We start from the raw sequence: 17,992 nt of genomic DNA, 5'->3' as shown, positions 1-17,992 counted from the left end.
GACGCGGGCCCGGTGGTCCGATGGTCCGGTGGGGGCCGTTCCGGCGGGGATTCCTGTCGGGGCGGCCCCTTCCGCCGGGCCGTCGCGGCGGCCCTTTTCGGCCGCGGGACGCACACACTTGAGGACTGTGTTGTCCCGGTTTGCCGACGGGTCTGTAACAGCGGGTTGGTACCGGGGCCGGATGCGGGATACCCGGACACATGACGCCGAATTCCTCGTACATCCCGCCTTCCCCCCGCCGCCTCCGCATCACCGGCGATGTCCGACAACGCGTGCTTTCGGCAGTGCAGTTGCGGGCGTACGGCGTGTCCGCGGCGGAGGCGGCCACGCGGTGCGGCGCCGGTGGCCCGTGGCAGCAGCCGCTGCCCGGCGTGTACGTCCTGCACCCGGGACCGCCGTCCGTCGAGGAGCGGCTGCGCTCCGCCCTGCTGTACGCGGGCCGGCCCCCGGCCTCCCTGCGCCGTGGCACGCACGGCCTGCCGAGCGGACAACAGCCGGGCCCGGGCGGACGGACACGAGCGAACGGGCAGGCGGGGAACGGGCAGACGGGGAACGAACCGCCAGGCGCGGACGGACGGCCGGGCACGGACGGGCAGGCGTGTCCGGGCACGGACCCCGGGTACGGGGAGGCCATGCTCACGGGGCTCGCCGCGCTCGTACTGCACGGGTTCACGGCGGCGGTGCCGTCCGGTACGCCGGAGCGGATCGACGTACTCGTGCCGCGCACCCGCCGCCTGCGCTCGGTGCGCGACGTGCGCCTGGTGCGGGCCGCCGACCGTCCCCGCCCGGAGCAGGTCCGCGGGCTGCCCGTGGCCCCGGTGGAACGGGCGCTCGCGGACGCGGTCGCCGGGCTCTCGGACGGGTCGGCCGTACCGCGGCTGCTCACCGCTGCCGTGCGCGACGGGCACGCCGAACCTAACGCTGTCTTACGCGAGTTGAGCCGGGCCGGGCTGTTGGACCGTCCACACGTGGCGGACGCGGTCGACGCGCTGCTCGTCGAGGGACGCGCACGGGCGGAGGACCGGCTGTACGCGCTGGTGCGGTCGTATGGCCTGCCGGAGCCGTTGTGGAACGTGGACCTGCGGCTGCCCGGGGGCCCGCACCTGGGCGCGGTGGACGCCTACTGGCCCGAGCACGCGGTCGCCGTGGTGCTCGACGTGAGGGCACCCCGTCACAGCAGGCTCGACGGCGACCGGCGCCAGGCGGAACACGACGCACACTGGTCCGCCTGCCTCGCCCAGCGGGAGCATCTGGAACGGCTCGGGGTCACCGTCGTCCATCTCCCGCCGGAAAAGCTCCTCGACGCGGCCGAGCAGCAGGCGGTCGTGGCGCGTACGGCCCTGTCGGCGGCGGCCGACCGCGCACCGGCCGCCCGTCTGGTCATCCTGCCCCGCTGACCACACGCGGCATCACACGCATCGCGCACCGCGCCACGCGCACCGCACCGTACACACGCCACGCCCTCGCCCCAGAGGCCGCTTTCGACCGTTTCATTCCTGATGGCACATCAGACCCGTTGGCGGGATGCCGCCATGTCCACATCTCGCCCCCCCACAACTCTCCACAACCCCTGTCATTTACGAAAGGGTGAGCGGTCATCCGGTACCGAATTCCGGACCGTCTCTTTCACTTTCAGGGATGCTGATGACCACCGAGTCCTCCAGTCTCATACCCGGGGCGAGACGCGCGGCCCGAGTCGCGGCTGCCGCCGGCCTGGTGGCCGCGCTCGCCGCCACCGGCGCGGCCCCCGTCTTCGCCGTCGACAACCCCGCGCCCGGCCCGGTCAAGTCCGCAGCCGAGGACGCCTCGAAGGACAAGCTCGGCGCGACCGACGCCGAGGTCCTCGCCAAGGCCAAGGCCAAGGGCGAGAAGAACATCACGATGATGGTCGCCACCGCTCCCGGTGCGACCGCCCAGGTCGCCAAGCAACTGGACGCCGTCAAGGGCTCCGTGCTGGGGCGCGCGTACGACAAGCTCGGCTACGTACGGGCCACCGTGCCGACCGCGAGCGCCGACGCGACCATCAAGGCCGCCTCCAAGCTGTCCTCCGTCCACGGCATCGATCTCAAGCAGGAGATCAAGCTGGACGACCCGACGCCCGCGGGCGACCGCGCCGCCGGGGCCACGAGGACGAAGGTGACCGGCAGCTACCCGGCGCCCGACCAGAAGACCCCGGCGAAGAACCCGTACAACCCGTCCTTCGAGACGGGCGCGGTGGACTTCGTCGAGCAGCACCCGAAGGCCGACGGCCGCGGGATCACCATCGGCGTCCTCGACTCGGGTGTCGACATCGGCCACCCCGCGCTGCAGAAGACCACCACGGGTGAGCGCAAGATCGTCGACTGGGTGACCGCCACGGACCCGGTCAGCGACGGCGACGGCACCTGGCTGCGGATGACCGACGCGGTGTCCGGACCGGCCTTCACGCACCAGGGCCGCACGTACAAGGCACCCAAGGGCGACTACCGGATCAGCCTGTTCGCCGAGGCCGCCACCAAGGGCGGCGAGATGGCGGGCGACCTGAACCGCGACGGCGACACCACCGACGTGTGGGCCGTGCTGTACGACCCGGTCACCGGTGACGTGCGCGTCGACCTGAACGACAACGCCGACTTCACCGACGACGCGACCCTGAAGCCGTACAAGGAGAAGCACCAGGTCTCCTACTTCGGCAAGGACGACCCGCGCACCGATGTCGTCGAGCGCATCCCGTTCACCGTGGAGACGCGCAAGAACGTCGTCCACAACGCGGCGGGCGCCAAGGCCGACTTCGTCAGCATCGGCGTCATCGAGGGTGCGCACGGCACCCACGTCGCGGGCATCACCGCCGCGAACGGCCTGTTCGGCGGCAGGATGAACGGTGCCGCGCCCGGCGCGAAGATCGTCTCCTCGCGTGCCTGCACCTGGTCCGGCGGCTGCACCAACATCGCGCTCACCGAGGGCATGATCGACCTCGTCGTGAACCGCGGTGTGGACGTCGTCAACATGTCGATCGGCGGCCTGCCGCCGCTGAACGACGGCAACAACGCCCGCGCGGAGCTCTACAAGCGGCTCGTCGACATCTACGGCGTCCAGCTCGTCGTCTCGGCCGGCAACGACGGCCCGGGCGTGAACACCATCGGCGACCCCGGTCTCGCCGACCATGTCATCTCCGTCGGCGCGTCCATCTCCAAGGAGACCTGGGCCGCCAACTACGGCTCGAACGTCACCAAGAAGTACGCCATGATGCCGTTCTCCTCGCGCGGTCCGCGTGAGGACGGCGGCTTCACGCCGACCCTGACGGCCCCGGGCGCCGCGATCAACACCACCCAGACCTGGCTGCCCGGCGGTCCGGTCAAGGAGGCGGGCTACAGCCTGCCGGCCGGCTACTCCATGCTCCAGGGCACCTCGATGGCCTCGCCGCAGGCCGCCGGCGCCACCGCGCTGCTGCTGTCGGCCGCGAAGCAGAGGAACATCGAGCTGCCGCCGGCCGACCTGCGCACCGCGCTGACCAGCTCCGCCACCCACATCAAGGGCGTGCCCGCGCACGCCCAGGGCTCCGGTCTGATCGACATCGTCGGCGCCTGGAAGCTGATCGAGAGGCAGGGCACCCCGGCGCACGAGTACGCCGTGAAGGCCCCGGTCGACACCGCGATCGACTTCGCGCTCAAGACCCCCGGTTTCGGCACCGGTCTCTACGACCGCGAGGGCGGCCTGAAGGCCGGCCAGAAGAAGACGTACGACGTCACGATCACCCGCACCACGGGTCCGGACAAGGCCGTCAAGCACCGGCTGTCGTGGAAGAACAACGACGGAACCTTCAAGCTCGTCGGCCCGTCCACCGTCTCCCTGCCGCTGGACCGGCCGGTCACGGTGAAGGTCCAGGCGAAGCCGGGCAGCAAGGGCGTGCACAGCGCGATCCTGCGCGTCGACGACAAGAAGACCGTCGGCGTCGACCAGCAGATCCTCACCACGGTCGTCGTCTCCACGGAGCTGGCGAAGCCCTCCTACGCGTTCAAGGCGTCCGGCTCCGTGCAGCGCAACAGCAGCACGTCGTACTTCCTGACCGTCCCCGAAGGCGCCAAGACCCTTGAGGTCGCGCTGAGCGGTCTGCGCTCCGGCAGCCAGACCCGCTTCATCTCGATCCACCCCTACGGGGTGCAGATGGAGGACAGCGCCACCATCTTCTGCTACCCGAACTACGAGAACCCGGCCAACACCTGTCGCCCCGACGTGCGCTCCTACAAGGACCCGCAGCCGGGCGTCTGGGAGATCGAGGTCGAGTCGCGCCGCACCTCGCCGCTGCTGGACAACCCGTACAAGCTGGACGTTTCGCTGCTCGGTGCCACCTTCGACCCGGCGGTGCAGACGCTCCCCGAGGCGAAGATCGGCACCCCGGCCCCGGTGACCTGGAAGGCCACCAACAACGCCGGTGACCTCGTGGGTTCGCTCAAGGGCGGTTCGCTGGGCTCGGCCAAGGTCGCCGAGCCGACGATCAAGACGGGTGACGAGCAGCTGTACACGGTCACCATCGGTGAGGGCGTCGAGAAGCTGGACGTCGCCATCGGCGGCACCTCGGACGCCAACGCGGACCTGGACCTGTACGTCTTCAAGGGCAACACCCAGGTCGACAAGTCCACCACGGCCGGCTCCGAGGAGGCGGTCAGCCTGGAGAAGCCCGCCGCCGGTACGTACACCGTCCTCGTCCACGGTTACGACGTCCCCGCCGGGACCAGCACGTACGACTACCGCGACGTGTACTACACGCCGTCGCTCGGCACGATCAAGGTCGACGAGTCGAAGGCCGTGAACCTGGCGGGCGGCGCCTCCACCGAGATCGCCGCCGAGGTGTCGGTCGCCGGGGCGGCCCCCGCGGGCCGGCAGTTCTTCGGCGAGGTCCACCTGGTGAACAGCCGCGGCACCGCGGCGGGCACCGGCAGCGTCGTGATCGAGAAGGTCACGCCGTAACGGACACCGTGTCCGGCATGTGATCCGTACGACAGTGGGGGGGGGGGGCGGGCGCGCCCCCCCCCCCCCCCCCCCCCCCCCCCCCCCCCCCAGCCGGGCCGCCGCGCACCCACCCCCTGTGTCCCGCGCGGCGCCGGCCCCGCCCCCCCCCCCCCCCCCCCCCCCCCCCCCCCCCCCACTGCCATGCGCGCCGCGCCCGCGCACGACCGGGCGGGCGGGCACTGTCCACACCCCGGACAATGGATTGGACAAGGAAGCCGTGGACATACGCATCATGGAGCGGCAACCGTGACAGTTCGTACGTTCGAAGGAGTTCCCGTGAAGGTCGGAATCGTCGGCGCCACCGGTCAGGTCGGCACAGTCATGCGCGGGATCCTGGCCGAGCGGAAGTTCCCGGTCGACGAACTGCGGCTGTTCGCCTCCGCGCGCTCCGCGGGCTCCACCCTCGCGTGGGAGGACCGGGAGATCACCGTCGAGGACGCCTCGACGGCCGACTACACCGGACTGGACATCGTGCTGTTCTCGGCCGGTGGCGCGACCTCGAAGGCGCTGGCCGAGAAGGTCGCCTCGCAGGGCGCCGTCGTGATCGACAACTCCTCCGCCTGGCGCAAGGACCCCGCGGTCCCGCTGGTGGTCTCCGAGGTCAACCCGCACGCGGTCGCCGACCGCCCCAAGGGCATCATCGCCAACCCGAACTGCACCACGATGGCCGCCATGCCCGTGCTGCGCCCGCTGCACGAGGAGGCTGGCCTGGAGGCGCTGACCGTCGCCACGTACCAGGCGGTGTCCGGTTCCGGGCTGGCCGGCGTCGCCGAGCTGCACGGCCAGGCGTCCAAGGTCGTCGCCGACGCCGACCGGCTCACCCACGACGGCGGGGCCGTCGACTTCCCCGAGCCCGCCGTCTACAAGCGCCCGATCGCCTTCAACGTGCTGCCGCTGGCCGGTTCCATCGTCGACGACGGCTCCTTCGAGACCGACGAGGAGCAGAAGCTCCGCAACGAGTCCCGCAAGATCCTGGAGATCCCGGAGCTGAAGGTGTCCGGCACCTGCGTCCGGGTCCCGGTGTTCTCCGGCCACTCGCTCCAGATCAACGCGCGCTTCGCCCGCCCGATCGGCGTCGAGCGCGCCTACGAGCTGCTGAAGGGCGCCCCGGGCGTCGAGATCTCCGAGATCCCCACCCCGCTCCAGGCAGCGGGCAAGGACGCCTCGTACGTGGGCCGGATCCGGGTCGACGAGACCGTGGAGCACGGCCTCGCGCTCTTCGTCTCCAACGACAACCTGCGCAAGGGCGCGGCGCTGAACGCGGTGCAGATCGCTGAGCTGGTGGCGGCGGAGCTGAAGAACGGCTGACGCGTCCGCGTACGGACCACGCACGGGAGAGGGCGGCCACCGGAGTGCGGTGGCCGCCCTTTCCTACGCCCGCGTGCTCGCCCGCGTCCGTCCGCGCCCGCTCGCGTTCCTCCGCGCTCCGCCCGGGCCTGCGACGTGGAAGGATGTCCGAAAACGTCACACCCAAGGAGATGACCGCGTGCCTGGCACGAATCTGACCCGCGAAGAGGCACAGGAGCGGGCGCGCCTGCTGACCGTGGACGCGTACGAGATCGATCTCGACCTCTCCGGAGCGCAGGAGGGCGGCACCTTCCGGTCCGTGACCACGGTGCGCTTCGACTCCGCCGAGGCCGGTGCGGAGACCTTCATCGACCTGGTCGCGCCGACCGTGCACGAGGTCGAGCTGAACGGCAGGACGCTGGACGCCGCGGCCGTGTTCCACGACTCGCGCATCGCGCTCCCGGACCTGGTCGCGGGCTCCAACGAGCTGAAGGTCGTCGCCGACTGCGCGTACACCAACACCGGCGAGGGCCTGCACCGCTTCGTCGACCCGGTCGACCAGCAGGCTTACCTCTACACCCAGTTCGAGGTCCCGGACGCCCGGCGCGTCTTCGCGAGCTTCGAGCAGCCCGACCTGAAGGCGACGTTCCGGTTCACCGTGAAGGCCCCGGAGGGCTGGACGGTCGTCTCGAACTCCCCGACGCCCGAGCCGCGCGACAACGTCTGGTCCTTCGAACCGACGCCCCGCATCTCGACGTACATCACGGCGCTGATCGCCGGCCCGTACCACGCGGTGCACAGCAGCTACGAGAAGGACGGCCGCACCGTTCCGCTCGGCATCTACTGCCGCCCGTCGCTGGCCGAGTACCTCGACGCGGACGCGATCTTCGACGTCACCCGGCAGGGCTTCGACTGGTTCCAGGAGAAGTTCGACTACGACTACCCGTTCGCCAAGTACGACCAGCTGTTCGTCCCCGAGTTCAACGCGGGGGCGATGGAGAACGCGGGCGCGGTGACCATCCGCGACCAGTACGTGTTCCGCTCGAAGGTGACGGACGCGGCGTACGAGACGCGCGCCGAGACCATCCTGCACGAGCTGGCCCACATGTGGTTCGGCGACCTCGTCACGATGGAGTGGTGGAACGACCTGTGGCTGAACGAGTCGTTCGCCACGTACACGTCGATCGCCTGCCAGGCGTACGCGGAGGGCTCGAAGTGGCCGCACTCCTGGACGACGTTCGCCAACTCCATGAAGACGTGGGCGTACCGCCAGGACCAGCTGCCCTCCACGCACCCGATCATGGCGGACATCCGTGACCTGGACGACGTGCTGGTCAACTTCGACGGGATCACCTATGCCAAGGGCGCCTCGGTCCTGAAGCAGCTGGTGGCGTACGTCGGCATGGACGAGTTCTTCAGGGGCGTCCAGGCGTACTTCAAGGCCCACGCCTACGGCAACACCCGCCTGTCCGACCTGCTGGGCGCGCTGGAGGAGACCTCCGGCCGCGACCTGAAGACCTGGTCGAAGGCGTGGCTGGAGACCGCGGGCATCAACATCCTGCGCCCGGAGATCTCCACGGACGGGAACGGCCACGTCACCTCGTTCACGGTCCTCCAGGAGACCCCCGCCCTGCCCGAGGGAGCGAAGGGCGAGCCGACGCTGCGCCCGCACCGGATCGCGATCGGCGCTTACGACCTCGACGACTCCGGCAAGCTGGTCCGTACGAACCGGATCGAGCTGGACGTCGACGGCGAGCGCACCACCGTGCCGTTCCCGGCCGGCACCGCCCGCCCCGCCGTGGTCCTGCTCAACGACGACGACCTCTCGTACGCGAAGGTCCGGCTCGACGAGGAGTCGCTGCGCGTCGTCACCGAGCATCTCGGCGACTTCGCCGAGTCCCTGCCCCGCGCCCTGTGCTGGGCCTCCGCGTGGGACATGACCCGCGACGGCGAGCTGGCGACCCGTGACTACCTCTCCCTGGTGCTCTCCGGCATCGGCAAGGAGTCGGACATCGGCGTCGTCCAGTCCCTGCACCGCCAGGTGAAGCTGGCCCTGGACCTGTACGCGGCGCCCGAGTGGCGCGAGGCCGGTCTGACCCGGTGGACGGAGGCGACGCTCGCCCACCTGCGCGCGGCGGAGCCGGGCAGCGACCACCAGCTCGCCTGGGCCCGCGCCTTCGCGGCGACCGCCCGCACCCCGCAGCAGCTTGACCTGCTGGCCGCGCTGCTGGAAGGCAAGGAGACCATCGAGGGCCTGGCCGTCGACACGGAGCTGCGCTGGGCATTCGTCGAACGGCTCGCCGCGACCGGCGTCTTCGAGGAGGACGAGATCGCGGGCGAGTACGACCGCGACAAGACGGCGGCGGGCGAGCGCCACGCGGCGACCGCCCGCGCAGCCCGCCCCACGGAGGCGGCGAAGGCGGAGGCGTGGGCCTCGGTCGTCCAGTCCGACAAGCTGCCGAACGCCGTCCAGGAGGCGGTCATCACCGGCTTCGTCCAGTCCGACCAGCGCGAGCTGCTGGCCCCGTACACGGAGAAGTTCTTCACGGCGGTCAAGGGCGTCTGGGAGTCCCGCAGCCACGAGATGGCGCAGCAGATCGCCGTCGGCCTCTACCCGAGCATCCAGGTCTCGCAGGAGACCCTGGACGCCACGGACGCCTGGCTGTCCTCGGCGGAGCCGAACGCGGCCCTGCGCCGCCTGATCTCCGAGTCGCGCTCCGGCGTGGAACGCGCCCTGAAGGCCCGCGCGGCGGACGCGGCGGCGCCCACCACGTAACCACGGCCCGTACGGGAGACGGCGATGCCCCGGACCGCAGCCGCGCGGTCCGGGGCATCGCTGTTCTCCGTTCCCGGACGTACCAGGGGCACCGCTGTTCAGCAAACCATGCTCCTGAGCCCCGGGGCGCAGCCGCACAGACGGGTTACACCAGGGCCCGCTCGAAGCGGCGGGTCAGCTCGGCCGCGCCGGTCTCCGTGAGGGTGCCGTGCAGCCGCATCCGGGCGACGCCCCCGTCGGGGAAGGCGTCGAGGCGGACGTGGGTGACGACGGCGCGGGCACGCAGCACGAAGCGGTGGAGGGTGTCGGGCTGGAGGCGGGTGCGGGGGATGATCTCGCACCATTCGCCCGTTTCGCCGTCGCGGCCGTGCAGGGCGATCCAGCCGGCCGCGTTGCCCTTGAGGCAGGCGGTGTCGATCTCGACCGCGCGGACCGCGCCCTGGGCGGGGAGGCGGAAGCGGACCCAGTCGTGGGTGTCGCGGACCCGGCGGCGGCGGTTCTCCCAGCCGTCGTCCATCCTGCGGGAGGTGCCCGGCAGGATGATCTGGGTGGGCGAGGAGTAGAAGCGGTCGGAGGCGTCCTCGTAACGGCCGCCGTTGAGGACCGAGATCAGGTCGATCGTGCCGAGCGCGGCGAGCCAGGCCGGGTCGGGGACGACCTCGCCGTGGACGCGGAGGCGGGCGATGCCGCCGTCGGGGTGCTGGCAGAGACGCAGGTGGGTCCAGCGCCGGCCGCTGGTGATCGCGAAGCCGTTGGCGGCGTGGCCGCGCACCGGGGCCGGCGGGAGGATCTCCTGCCACTTCACGTCGTCCGTGAGAAGTTCCTCCGGGCTCGGGGCGCCGTCGACCGCCGTCGCCTGGACGGAGACGCGCTGCGGGTAGTTGCCGCGGAAGTGGGCCGTGTCGACGACGATGCCGCGGATGACGCCGGGGGCGCCGAGGCGGATCAGGGCCCAGTCGTGCTCCTCGGGGGCCGGGAACGGGTGGTGCGCGTCCGCACCGCGTCGGCGGCGGGTCTCCCAGCCGTCCATGACCTTGCCCTTGTGGCCGAAGCGCTCGGGGTCGAAGACCGCGCGCTGCGGGACGAGGAGATTCTCGCGCTGGGCGAAGAACTCGTCGTTGGCGGCGATCACGCCCGCGCCGAGACGACGGTCGGCGAGGTCGACGAGATCGGTGAACGGGAGGTCGGTGGTGCGGTAGTCGGCGTACGGGTCACCGCCGCCGTACGGGGTCGCGTCGTTGGCGTGGGGGTCCTCGGCGGCGTTCTCGTGGTGGTACTCGTGCTCTTGGGACTTCCCCTGCTGGTTCTCGTTCCGGTCGAAGGTCATGGGGGCCACTGTCGCCATCGCCGAACCGGCAGGTCCATCGAAAGTTACTGCACTGTCCGTGCAGTTGAAGTGAACGATGCTGCCGTCCCGGTGAGCGCCGTGAGGACCCGGGCCACCGCGGGCCCCCGCTCGGCGCCCTGCCGTACCGCCGCCATCACATGCCGTCGCGGCTGGTCCGCCTCCAGTACCCGCAACACCACGCCACCCCGGCAGCCGCGCCGTTCCGCCGATGCCATGCGCGGGATCAGCGCCACCCCCATGCCCGCCTCGACCATGGCCAGGATGGCCGTCCAGCCCGCGGCGCTGTGCGCCTGCTCGGGTACGAATCCGGCCGCCTCGCACGCCGCCGTAGTGATCCGCGACCAGGGGCCGGAGCCGCCGAAGATCCAGGGGTCGTCGCGGAGGTCGGCGAGCCGGAGCCCGGGCACGGCGGCCAGGCGGTGGCCGACGGGCAGGGCCACGTCCAGCGGCTCCGCGAGCAGCGGCAGCACCGCGAACCGGGGGTCGTGGGTCGCCGGGGCGTGGGCGGCGAGGGAGAGCGCGAGGTCCGCGTCACCGGCGGCCAGCAGTTCGTATGCCTGCGCGGCCTCCGCCTCCCGCACCCGCACGTGCGGGCCCGGGCGGTCCTCGGCGCGCAGCCGCCGGACCGCCGGTACGACGAGGGCGGGCACCGCCGTGGAGAACGCCGCGACCCGCACCTCACCGGCCTCGCCGCGCAGATAGTCGGTCAGTTCCGCGTCGGCGCGCTCCAACTGGGCGAAGACGGCTTCGGCGTGACGCAGCACGAGGTGCGCGGCGTCGGTGAGGCGGACCCGTCGCCCGTGGGCCTGCAGGAGCGGGACGCCGAGTTGCCGGGACAGGGTGGACAGTTGCTGCGAGACGGCCGACGGGGTCATCAGCAACGCCTGCGCGGTCGCGGTGACCGTGCCCCGGTCGCGCAGCGTGCGCAGGATGCGGAGCTTCTTGAGGTCCCAGTCGGTCATGGGCGCGAACCGTCCGGGCGTCCGGGAACGGCTCGGGGCCTTTGCCGCCCGGACACGCGTGTGCGCCGCGCGGCACAAGGTACCGGCGGCGCACTCGGCGGGAGCGGGTCCGTGTCCAGGACACGGGTCGTCCGCATCCAGGAAACGGGTCCGTCTCCGGACGCGTCGGGCCGTCTCCCGGGGTTCGTCAGGCCTGCTTCTTGGACTTGTCGAAGATCATGACCAGGCCCGCGATCACCACGTACAGGGCGATGGGGGCCACGACGTACAGGCCGACGGTCTCCATCACGCTCAGGCCCGGACCGGGGTCGTCACCGTCGTCCCGGGTGAGCGCGAGCGCGGGGGACGACATGAGCAGCATCATCAGCGTCGTTCCGGCCGCGACGGCGCCGGCGCGCATAGCGTTCTTCTTGTCCACGGTGCAAACGTAGCGAACGCCCACGACGGGCGCGCGCCCGGGGGTGCCGTACGGGTCCCGGGACCGCGTACGGACGGCATACGGACCGCGTGGGCCCGGGTTCGCGGCGGGGTCACCGTCGGGTGCCGGGCCCGGTGCGCGTCACCGGCCATCTGGTCCCTGGTCCTCGTGGGGGCGGAAGATCTCCATCAGCCGGTGCAGACGGGGCGCGGCGGCCAGTTCCTCCAGGGTGACCGCGTCGCCCTCCGCATCGGCGACGGGCAGCCGCCAGTTGGGGTACTGGTCCCAGGTGCCCGGAACGTTCTGCGGGCGGCGGTCGCCAAGGGCGTCGGGGAGCCAGACACCGACCATGCGGGCGGGGGTGCGCAGCAGGAAGCGGTGTACGGCGCGGACGGCACCCTCCTCGTCGCCCTCGCCCTCCGGGAGCAGGCGGAGCCGGGCGAGTTGGCCGAGCCACTCGGCGGTGTCGTGGGCCTCCGCGGCCCGTTCCTCCGCGAGGCCGCGGGTGAGCAGACCAAGGCCGTGACGCAGCGCCACGTGATCGCCCGTCAGCCGGGCGGCGGTGGGCGGCAGGTCGTGCGTGGTGGCGGTGGCCAGGCAGCTCTCGCGCCACCGCTCGGGGGCGAGGGGGCGGCCGGTGCCGTCCCAGTCCCGTTCGAACCAGAGCACGGAGGTGCCGAGCACACCGCGGCGGGCCAGCGTCTCGCGCACCCGCGGTTCGACGGTGCCGAGGTCCTCCCCCACGACGACGGCCCCGGCGCGGTGCGCCTCCAGCACGAGGACGGCGAGCATCGCCTCGGCGTCCTGGCCGACGTACGCGCCCTCGGTCGGCGGGCGCCCCTCGGGCACCCACCAGAGCCGGAACAGCCCCATGACGTGGTCGATGCGCAGGGCCCCCGCGTGGGCGAGGAGACGGCGCAGCAGTTCGCGGTACGGAGCGTAGCCGGACGCGGCGAGGGCATCGGGGCGCCACGGGGGGAGCCCCCAGTCCTGGCCGTGGGCGTTGAAGGCGTCCGGGGGCGCGCCGACGGACATGCCGTGCGCGAGGGTGTCCTGCAGGGCCCAGGCGTCGGAGCCGCCGGGGTGCACACCGACGGCCAGGTCGTGGACGATGCCGACGCTCATCCCGGCCTCCACGGCGGCGCGCTGGGCGGCGGCGAGCTGTTCGTCGGTCAGCCAGGCGAGCCGGCAGTGGAAGTCGACCCGGTCCATCAGGTCGCGGCGGGCCCGGGCGGTCTCCTCGGAGCGGGGGTCGTGGAGGGCGGGCGGCCAGGTGTGCCAGTCGGGGCCGTGCACCTCGGCGAGGGCGCACCACAGGGCGTGGTCCTCCAGGGCCTGCCCCTGTTCGGCCAGGAAGTCGCAGTAGGCGGCGCGGCGGCCCGGGGTGAGGGGGACGTCCCGGACGAGTTCGAGGGCCTGGCGTTTGAGTTCCCAGACGGCGTCCCGGTCGATCAGGGCCCCCTTGTCCAGGACGGTGTCGGCGAGCGCGGCGGCGCCCTGCCGCAGGTCGTCCAGGGTGGCCCGGTCCGGTACGTGTCCGTACTCGGGGATCGATTCGACGTGCAGATGGACGGGGTCGGGGAAGCGCCGGGACGACGGACGGTACGGGGACGGGTCGGTGGGGTCGCCGGGCACGGCGGCGTGGAGCGGGTTGATCTGGATGAATCCGGCGCCGAGTGCGCGCCCCGACCAGGCGGCCAGATCGGCGAGGTCGCCGAGGTCGCCCATGCCCCAGGAGCGGGCGGACAGCAGGGAGTAGAGCTGTACGAGGAAGCCGTGGCAGCGGGCGGGCGGGCCCGGCGCCCGCGGCGGGGCGACGACGAGCGTGGCGCCCGCGCTCCGGCCGCCCGGCTCGCGCACGGACAACCGGTGCACGCCGAGCGGCGGTTCCCTCCACCACGCGGGGGCCGTCGGCTCGCCCGCCCCGGCGCCCGCCTCCGTACCCGTACCGGCGGCCCCCGCGCCCGTGCTCGTGGTCCTGGCCGAACGAGCGCCCCGGCCCGGGGTCGTGCCGCCGCCCGCTGCGGCGGCCCCGATCCGCATGGAGGGCGGCGGGGGCGAACCGGCGTCCTCGAGGGCGATGTCGAGCGTGGTGCCGGGCGGCAGGGCGGTCAGCGCCGCGGGAGGCGGCTCCCCGGACCACACCACCAGCGTCGGCGGGAGGAGCGCGGAGCGGGCGGCGGACTCGGCGGCGACGAGCGACTCCTGTACCGCCTCGGGCGTGGCGGCGTCCACGCCGAGCGCGGCGAGCACGGCGACGAGCGTGTCGTCGGGGACGGGCACCGTGACACCCGCGGACGGGGAGGAGGGGGTGGCGACGCCGTGCAGTGCGGCGAGCCGGGACAGACCCATTCAGACTCCTGGGGACTCCATGCCCCACGTGCTGCCGACGGTGGCCGGCTCGCTGATCAGCGGGGCATTGACGGCGAGCGGGGGTTCGCTGGTCAACGGGGTGGCCTCGGCGAGCGGGGGCTCGCTGGTCAGCGGTATGGCGTCGGCGAGCGGCGGTTCGCTCGTCAGGGGGCCGGGGCCGGGCGCGGGGAACACGCCGGGCGACGACGGGCAGGGGAGCGGATCGGGACCGGGTGCCTGTCGGGAGAGGGCGGAGAACAGAAGCTGCGCGGCAGCGGGCATGGTGACCTCCTGGCCGTGGCGGAACAGGGCACAGCGCGCCTACCCGGCCGGCCCGGCCGCAGACGCAGGCGTTATCGCAACGAGTTCAACGTGCCCCGAGTCACATTCCGTTTCCCTGGGCCCGGCTCTCCGCAAGTCGTCCGCCGATTTCGGCCATTCGGCGTCATCTTTGGCGCCACATGCCGACATCCGACCCTCTCTCACCGCCCCCACCACATCGGGCATTTACGACACAACAGCCACGTGCATTGACACCCTCGCGCGCGGGTGGTGGGCTCGGAAGCCGCCGGTGGAACGACGCGAGCGCCACCGGCGAAAGCGAGGCGAACACCGGTCGGGGCAGAGCATGCGCCACCGGCGGGAGCGCGGGAGAAGCGCCGGTCGGGGCGAACGACGCACCACCGGCGGGGCCAGGGGAGCGAGGAGACGGGCGATGCGGCTCAGGTGCGGGAAGCGGGCGACGGCCGTCGCGGTCGCCGTGCTCGGCGGGCTGCTCTCCACGGGAACACCGGCCGCCGTCGCGGCCCCCTCGGCGCCCGGCTCCCCCGCCGTCACCACGCCGGACCGCACGGACGAGGGCGCGCCGCCCGCCGTGTGGCCGCGCCCCCAGTCCATCGAGAGGTCCGGCCCGTCCGTCCCGCTCACCGCCGAGGTCACGCTCGTGGCCGACGCGGGCACCGATCCGTACGCGGTCGACGCGCTCCGGCAGGTCCTGCGGGACGCGGGCGTGCGCACCGTCCACGAGACGCTGCCGGGCCGCGGCCCCATCGTCCGGCTCGGCGGCGACAGCGCCGGGGACGCGCTGCGCGCGCTGCGCGCTGCGGACCGCGACGACCTGCCCTCCGGCGGCTACCGGCTCGCGGTCGGCCGGGTCGCGGGCCGGGACACCGTCGCCGTGGACGGCGTCGGCGAGGACGGCCTGTTCCACGGCGTGCAGACGCTGCGTCAGCTCATCCGGAACGGCGGCGTCGCCGGGGTCACGGTCCGGGACTGGCCGGGCACCGCCGTGCGCGGGATGACGGAGGGCTTCTACGGGCAGCCGTGGACCCGTGCCGAACGGCTGGCGCAGATCGGCTTCATGGGGCGCACGAAGCAGAACCGCTACCTCTACGCGGCGGGCGACGACCCGTACCGTCAGGCCCGTTGGCGCGACCCGTACCCCGCCGACCGGAGGGCCGACTTCCGGGCGCTGGCCGAGCGGGCCCGCGCCGAGCACGTGACGCTGGGCTGGGCCGTCGCCCCCGGCCAGAGCATGTGTCTGGCGTCGGACGATGACGTGCGGGCGCTGACGAAGAAGATCGACGCGATGTGGGCGCTGGGCGTGCGGGCGTTCCAGTTGCAGTTCCAGGACGTCAGCTACAGCGAGTGGCACTGCGGCGACGACGCCGACACGTTCGGCAGGGGCCCTGAGGCGGCGGCCCGGGCGCAGGCGCGGGTGGCGAGCGCGGTGGCGCGGCATCTCGCGCAGCGGCATCCGGGCTCGGAGCCGCTGTCGGTGATGCCGACGGAGTTCTACCAGGACGGGGCGACCGCGTACCGCACGGCGCTCGCGAAGGAACTGGACGACCGGGTGCAGGTCGCCTGGACCGGTGTGGGGGTCGTGCCCAGGACCATCACCGGCGGGGAACTGGCCGGTGCTCGCGCCGCGTTCCGGCATCCGCTGGTCACGATGGACAACTACCCGGTGAACGACTACGCGCAGGACCGCATCTTCCTCGGCCCGTACACCGGCCGGGACCCGGCGGTGGCGGCCGGGTCCGCGGCGCTGCTCGCGAACGCCATGGAGCAGCCGTCGGCGTCCCGCATCCCGCTGTTCACCACCGCGGACTTCGCGTGGAACCCGAAGGGGTACCGGCCGCAGGAGTCCTGGCGGGCGGCGATCGACGATCTCGCGGGCGGCGACGCCGCGACCGGGGACGCGCTGCGCACGCTGGCCGGGAACAGCGCGACGTCCGTCCTGGGCGGTGACGAGTCGGCGTATCTGCGGCCGCTGCTGGACGCGTTCTGGCGGTCGCGTACGACGCAGGACGCCGTGGCGCAGGACGGCGCGGCGCGCGCGCTGCGGGACGCGTTCACCGTGATGCGGCAGGCCCCGCAGCGGCTGAAGGGAGCGGCCGACGGGCGGCTCGACGAGGAAGTGCGGCCGTGGACCGAGCAGTTGTCCCGGTACGGCCGGGCGGGCGAACTGGCCGTCGATCTGCTGCTGGCCCAGTCGCGCGGCGACGGCGCCGCCGCGTGGCAGGCGTCCCTGGCGCTGGAGCCGCTGCACAGGGCGACGAAGAAGAGCGGCGCGACGGTCGGTGAAGGGGTACTGGGCCCGTTCCTGGACCGGGTGCGCCGGGAGGCGGACGCCTGGACCGGCGCGGACCGGGCGGCGGGCACGGTGAGCCGGGCGCCGGGCAGCTACACGGTGCGGCTGGAACGGCCCCGTCCGGTGGAGACGGTGACCGTGATGACCGAGCCCGGGAGCGGCGGTGCGACGCTGGAGGCGCACGTGCCCGGCGAGGGCTGGCGAAAGCTGGGACCGCTGTCGGAGACGGGCTGGACCCAGACGCCGGTCCGGGGGCTGCGCGCGGACGCGCTCCGGATCAGCCGGCCCGTCGACGGTCCGGCCGTTCCTCCGGTCATCACGGGTGCGCTGCCGCCGATCGTTCCGGAGGGCACGACCGGAAGCGACGACGCCGCCGGGGACGCGGCGGCTCCGCGCGTACGGGCGCTCGTGCCGTGGTTCGGTGACGAACCGGCCGCCCGGCTCGATCTCGGGCGCGGCGAGACGGACGCCGAGATCGGCGGCGGGCCGCAGCGGGTCCGGGCCCGGCTGGCCGCCCGGCGCCCCGCCGAGGTGCGGGGCACGCTGACCGCGCGGGCTCCCAAGGGCATCGAGGTGAGCGTGCCGAAGCAGACGAGGGTGCCACGCGGCTCCCGCACCGACGTCCCCGTCGAGATCACCGTCCCGGCGGGCACCCCGGCGGGCGAGTACGAGGTACCGATCGGCTTCGGCGAGGAACGCAGCACGCTCACCGTCCGGGCCTATCCGCGCACCGGGGGCCCCGACCTGCTGCGCACCGCCACCGCGTCCTCCTCCGGCGACGAGACGCCCGACTTCCCGGCGTCGGCCGCCTCCGACGGCGATCCAAGGACCCGCTGGTCCTCACCGGTCGAGGACGGCGCCTGGTGGCAGGCCGAACTGCCGGGTCCGGCCCGGATCGGCCAGGTGGTGCTGCACTGGCAGGACGCCTACGCCTCCCGCTACCGGATCCAGGTCTCCCCGGACGGGCGGAACTGGCGCACGGCTGCGACCGTGCGGGACGGGCGGGGCGGGCGCGAGTCGGTCCGGATGGACGCGAAGGACACCCGCTTCATCCGGGTCCAGGGCGATGGCCGGGGCACCGGGTTCGGCTACTCGCTCTGGGCCGTGGAGGCGTACGCCGTGGCCGGGCAGGACAACTGACCTTCCCCGGCATACCAGCCCCGGGAAATCAGGCCGACATACATCGGTCCGAGCCATCGCCTCGTCCACGCCGAACGGTTGCGAGCAGGGCAGGGCGGCCTGCACAGGTGGCGTGCCCCGTGCGGAT

The 17,992-nt window shown here is 73.0% G+C and carries 10 protein-coding genes; 5 read left to right on the top strand and 5 right to left on the bottom strand.

Translation table 11 applies throughout. The features are described from left to right. Nucleotides 1–200: 200 nt before the first annotated feature. The 4 genes from ACGF2V_RS02505 (at nt 201) to pepN (ending at nt 9,052) form a co-directional block, all read left to right on the top strand. Complete coding sequence (locus ACGF2V_RS02505) at nt 201–1,397, top strand: hypothetical protein (protein WP_389045445.1); 1,197 nt, start codon at nt 201–203, stop codon at nt 1,395–1,397. 241 nt (nt 1,398–1,638) lie between these two features. Beyond that, on the top strand, nt 1,639–4,947 hold the full coding sequence (locus ACGF2V_RS02500) for a S8 family serine peptidase (RefSeq protein ID WP_362622609.1): 3,309 nt from the start codon (nt 1,639–1,641) through the stop codon (nt 4,945–4,947). Between the two features lie 318 nt (nt 4,948–5,265). After that, nucleotides 5,266–6,297: an aspartate-semialdehyde dehydrogenase gene (locus tag ACGF2V_RS02495; protein ID WP_362704217.1), complete on the top strand. Its 1,032-nt coding sequence runs from the start codon at nt 5,266–5,268 to the stop codon at nt 6,295–6,297. Between the two features lie 178 nt (nt 6,298–6,475). Then, complete coding sequence (pepN, locus tag ACGF2V_RS02490) at nt 6,476–9,052, top strand: aminopeptidase N (RefSeq protein WP_362622615.1); 2,577 nt, start codon at nt 6,476–6,478, stop codon at nt 9,050–9,052. Between the two features lie 145 nt (nt 9,053–9,197). Here the strand turns inward: pepN and alc are convergent, their stop codons facing one another. The 5 genes from alc to ACGF2V_RS02465 all read right to left on the bottom strand — a co-directional run bounded on the left by alc (nt 9,198) and on the right by ACGF2V_RS02465 (nt 14,414). Further along, nucleotides 9,198–10,379 carry an allantoicase gene (alc, locus tag ACGF2V_RS02485; protein ID WP_362704214.1) on the bottom strand — a complete coding sequence of 394 codons (1,182 nt, stop codon included), beginning with the start codon at nt 10,377–10,379 and terminating at the stop codon, nt 9,198–9,200. A gap of 44 nt (nt 10,380–10,423) precedes the next feature. After that, complete coding sequence (locus tag ACGF2V_RS02480) at nt 10,424–11,362, bottom strand: LysR substrate-binding domain-containing protein (protein WP_362622621.1); 939 nt, start codon at nt 11,360–11,362, stop codon at nt 10,424–10,426. Between the two features lie 187 nt (nt 11,363–11,549). Continuing rightward, nucleotides 11,550–11,780 carry a hypothetical protein gene (locus tag ACGF2V_RS02475; RefSeq protein WP_362622624.1) on the bottom strand — a complete coding sequence of 77 codons (231 nt, stop codon included), beginning with the start codon at nt 11,778–11,780 and terminating at the stop codon, nt 11,550–11,552. Between the two features lie 141 nt (nt 11,781–11,921). Continuing rightward, nucleotides 11,922–14,132: a 4-alpha-glucanotransferase gene (malQ, locus tag ACGF2V_RS02470; RefSeq protein WP_362704211.1), complete on the bottom strand. Its 2,211-nt coding sequence runs from the start codon at nt 14,130–14,132 to the stop codon at nt 11,922–11,924. Next, the gene (locus ACGF2V_RS02465; RefSeq protein WP_362622630.1) at nt 14,133–14,414 is read right to left on the bottom strand and encodes a hypothetical protein; all 282 of its coding nucleotides are present in this window, start codon (nt 14,412–14,414) and stop codon (nt 14,133–14,135) included. A gap of 433 nt (nt 14,415–14,847) precedes the next feature. Between ACGF2V_RS02465 and ACGF2V_RS02460 the strand changes: the two genes are divergently transcribed. Further along, nucleotides 14,848–17,865 carry a beta-N-acetylglucosaminidase domain-containing protein gene (locus ACGF2V_RS02460; protein ID WP_362704208.1) on the top strand — a complete coding sequence of 1,006 codons (3,018 nt, stop codon included), beginning with the start codon at nt 14,848–14,850 and terminating at the stop codon, nt 17,863–17,865. Nucleotides 17,866–17,992: the final 127 nt, after the last annotated feature.

It is taken from the genome of Streptomyces sp. NPDC047982, from assembly GCF_043204165.1.
Taxonomy (GTDB): Bacteria; Actinomycetota; Actinomycetes; order Streptomycetales; family Streptomycetaceae; genus Streptomyces.
Note: the sequence above shows the minus strand (reverse complement) of the source record. Positions and strands in the feature narration are given on the sequence as shown.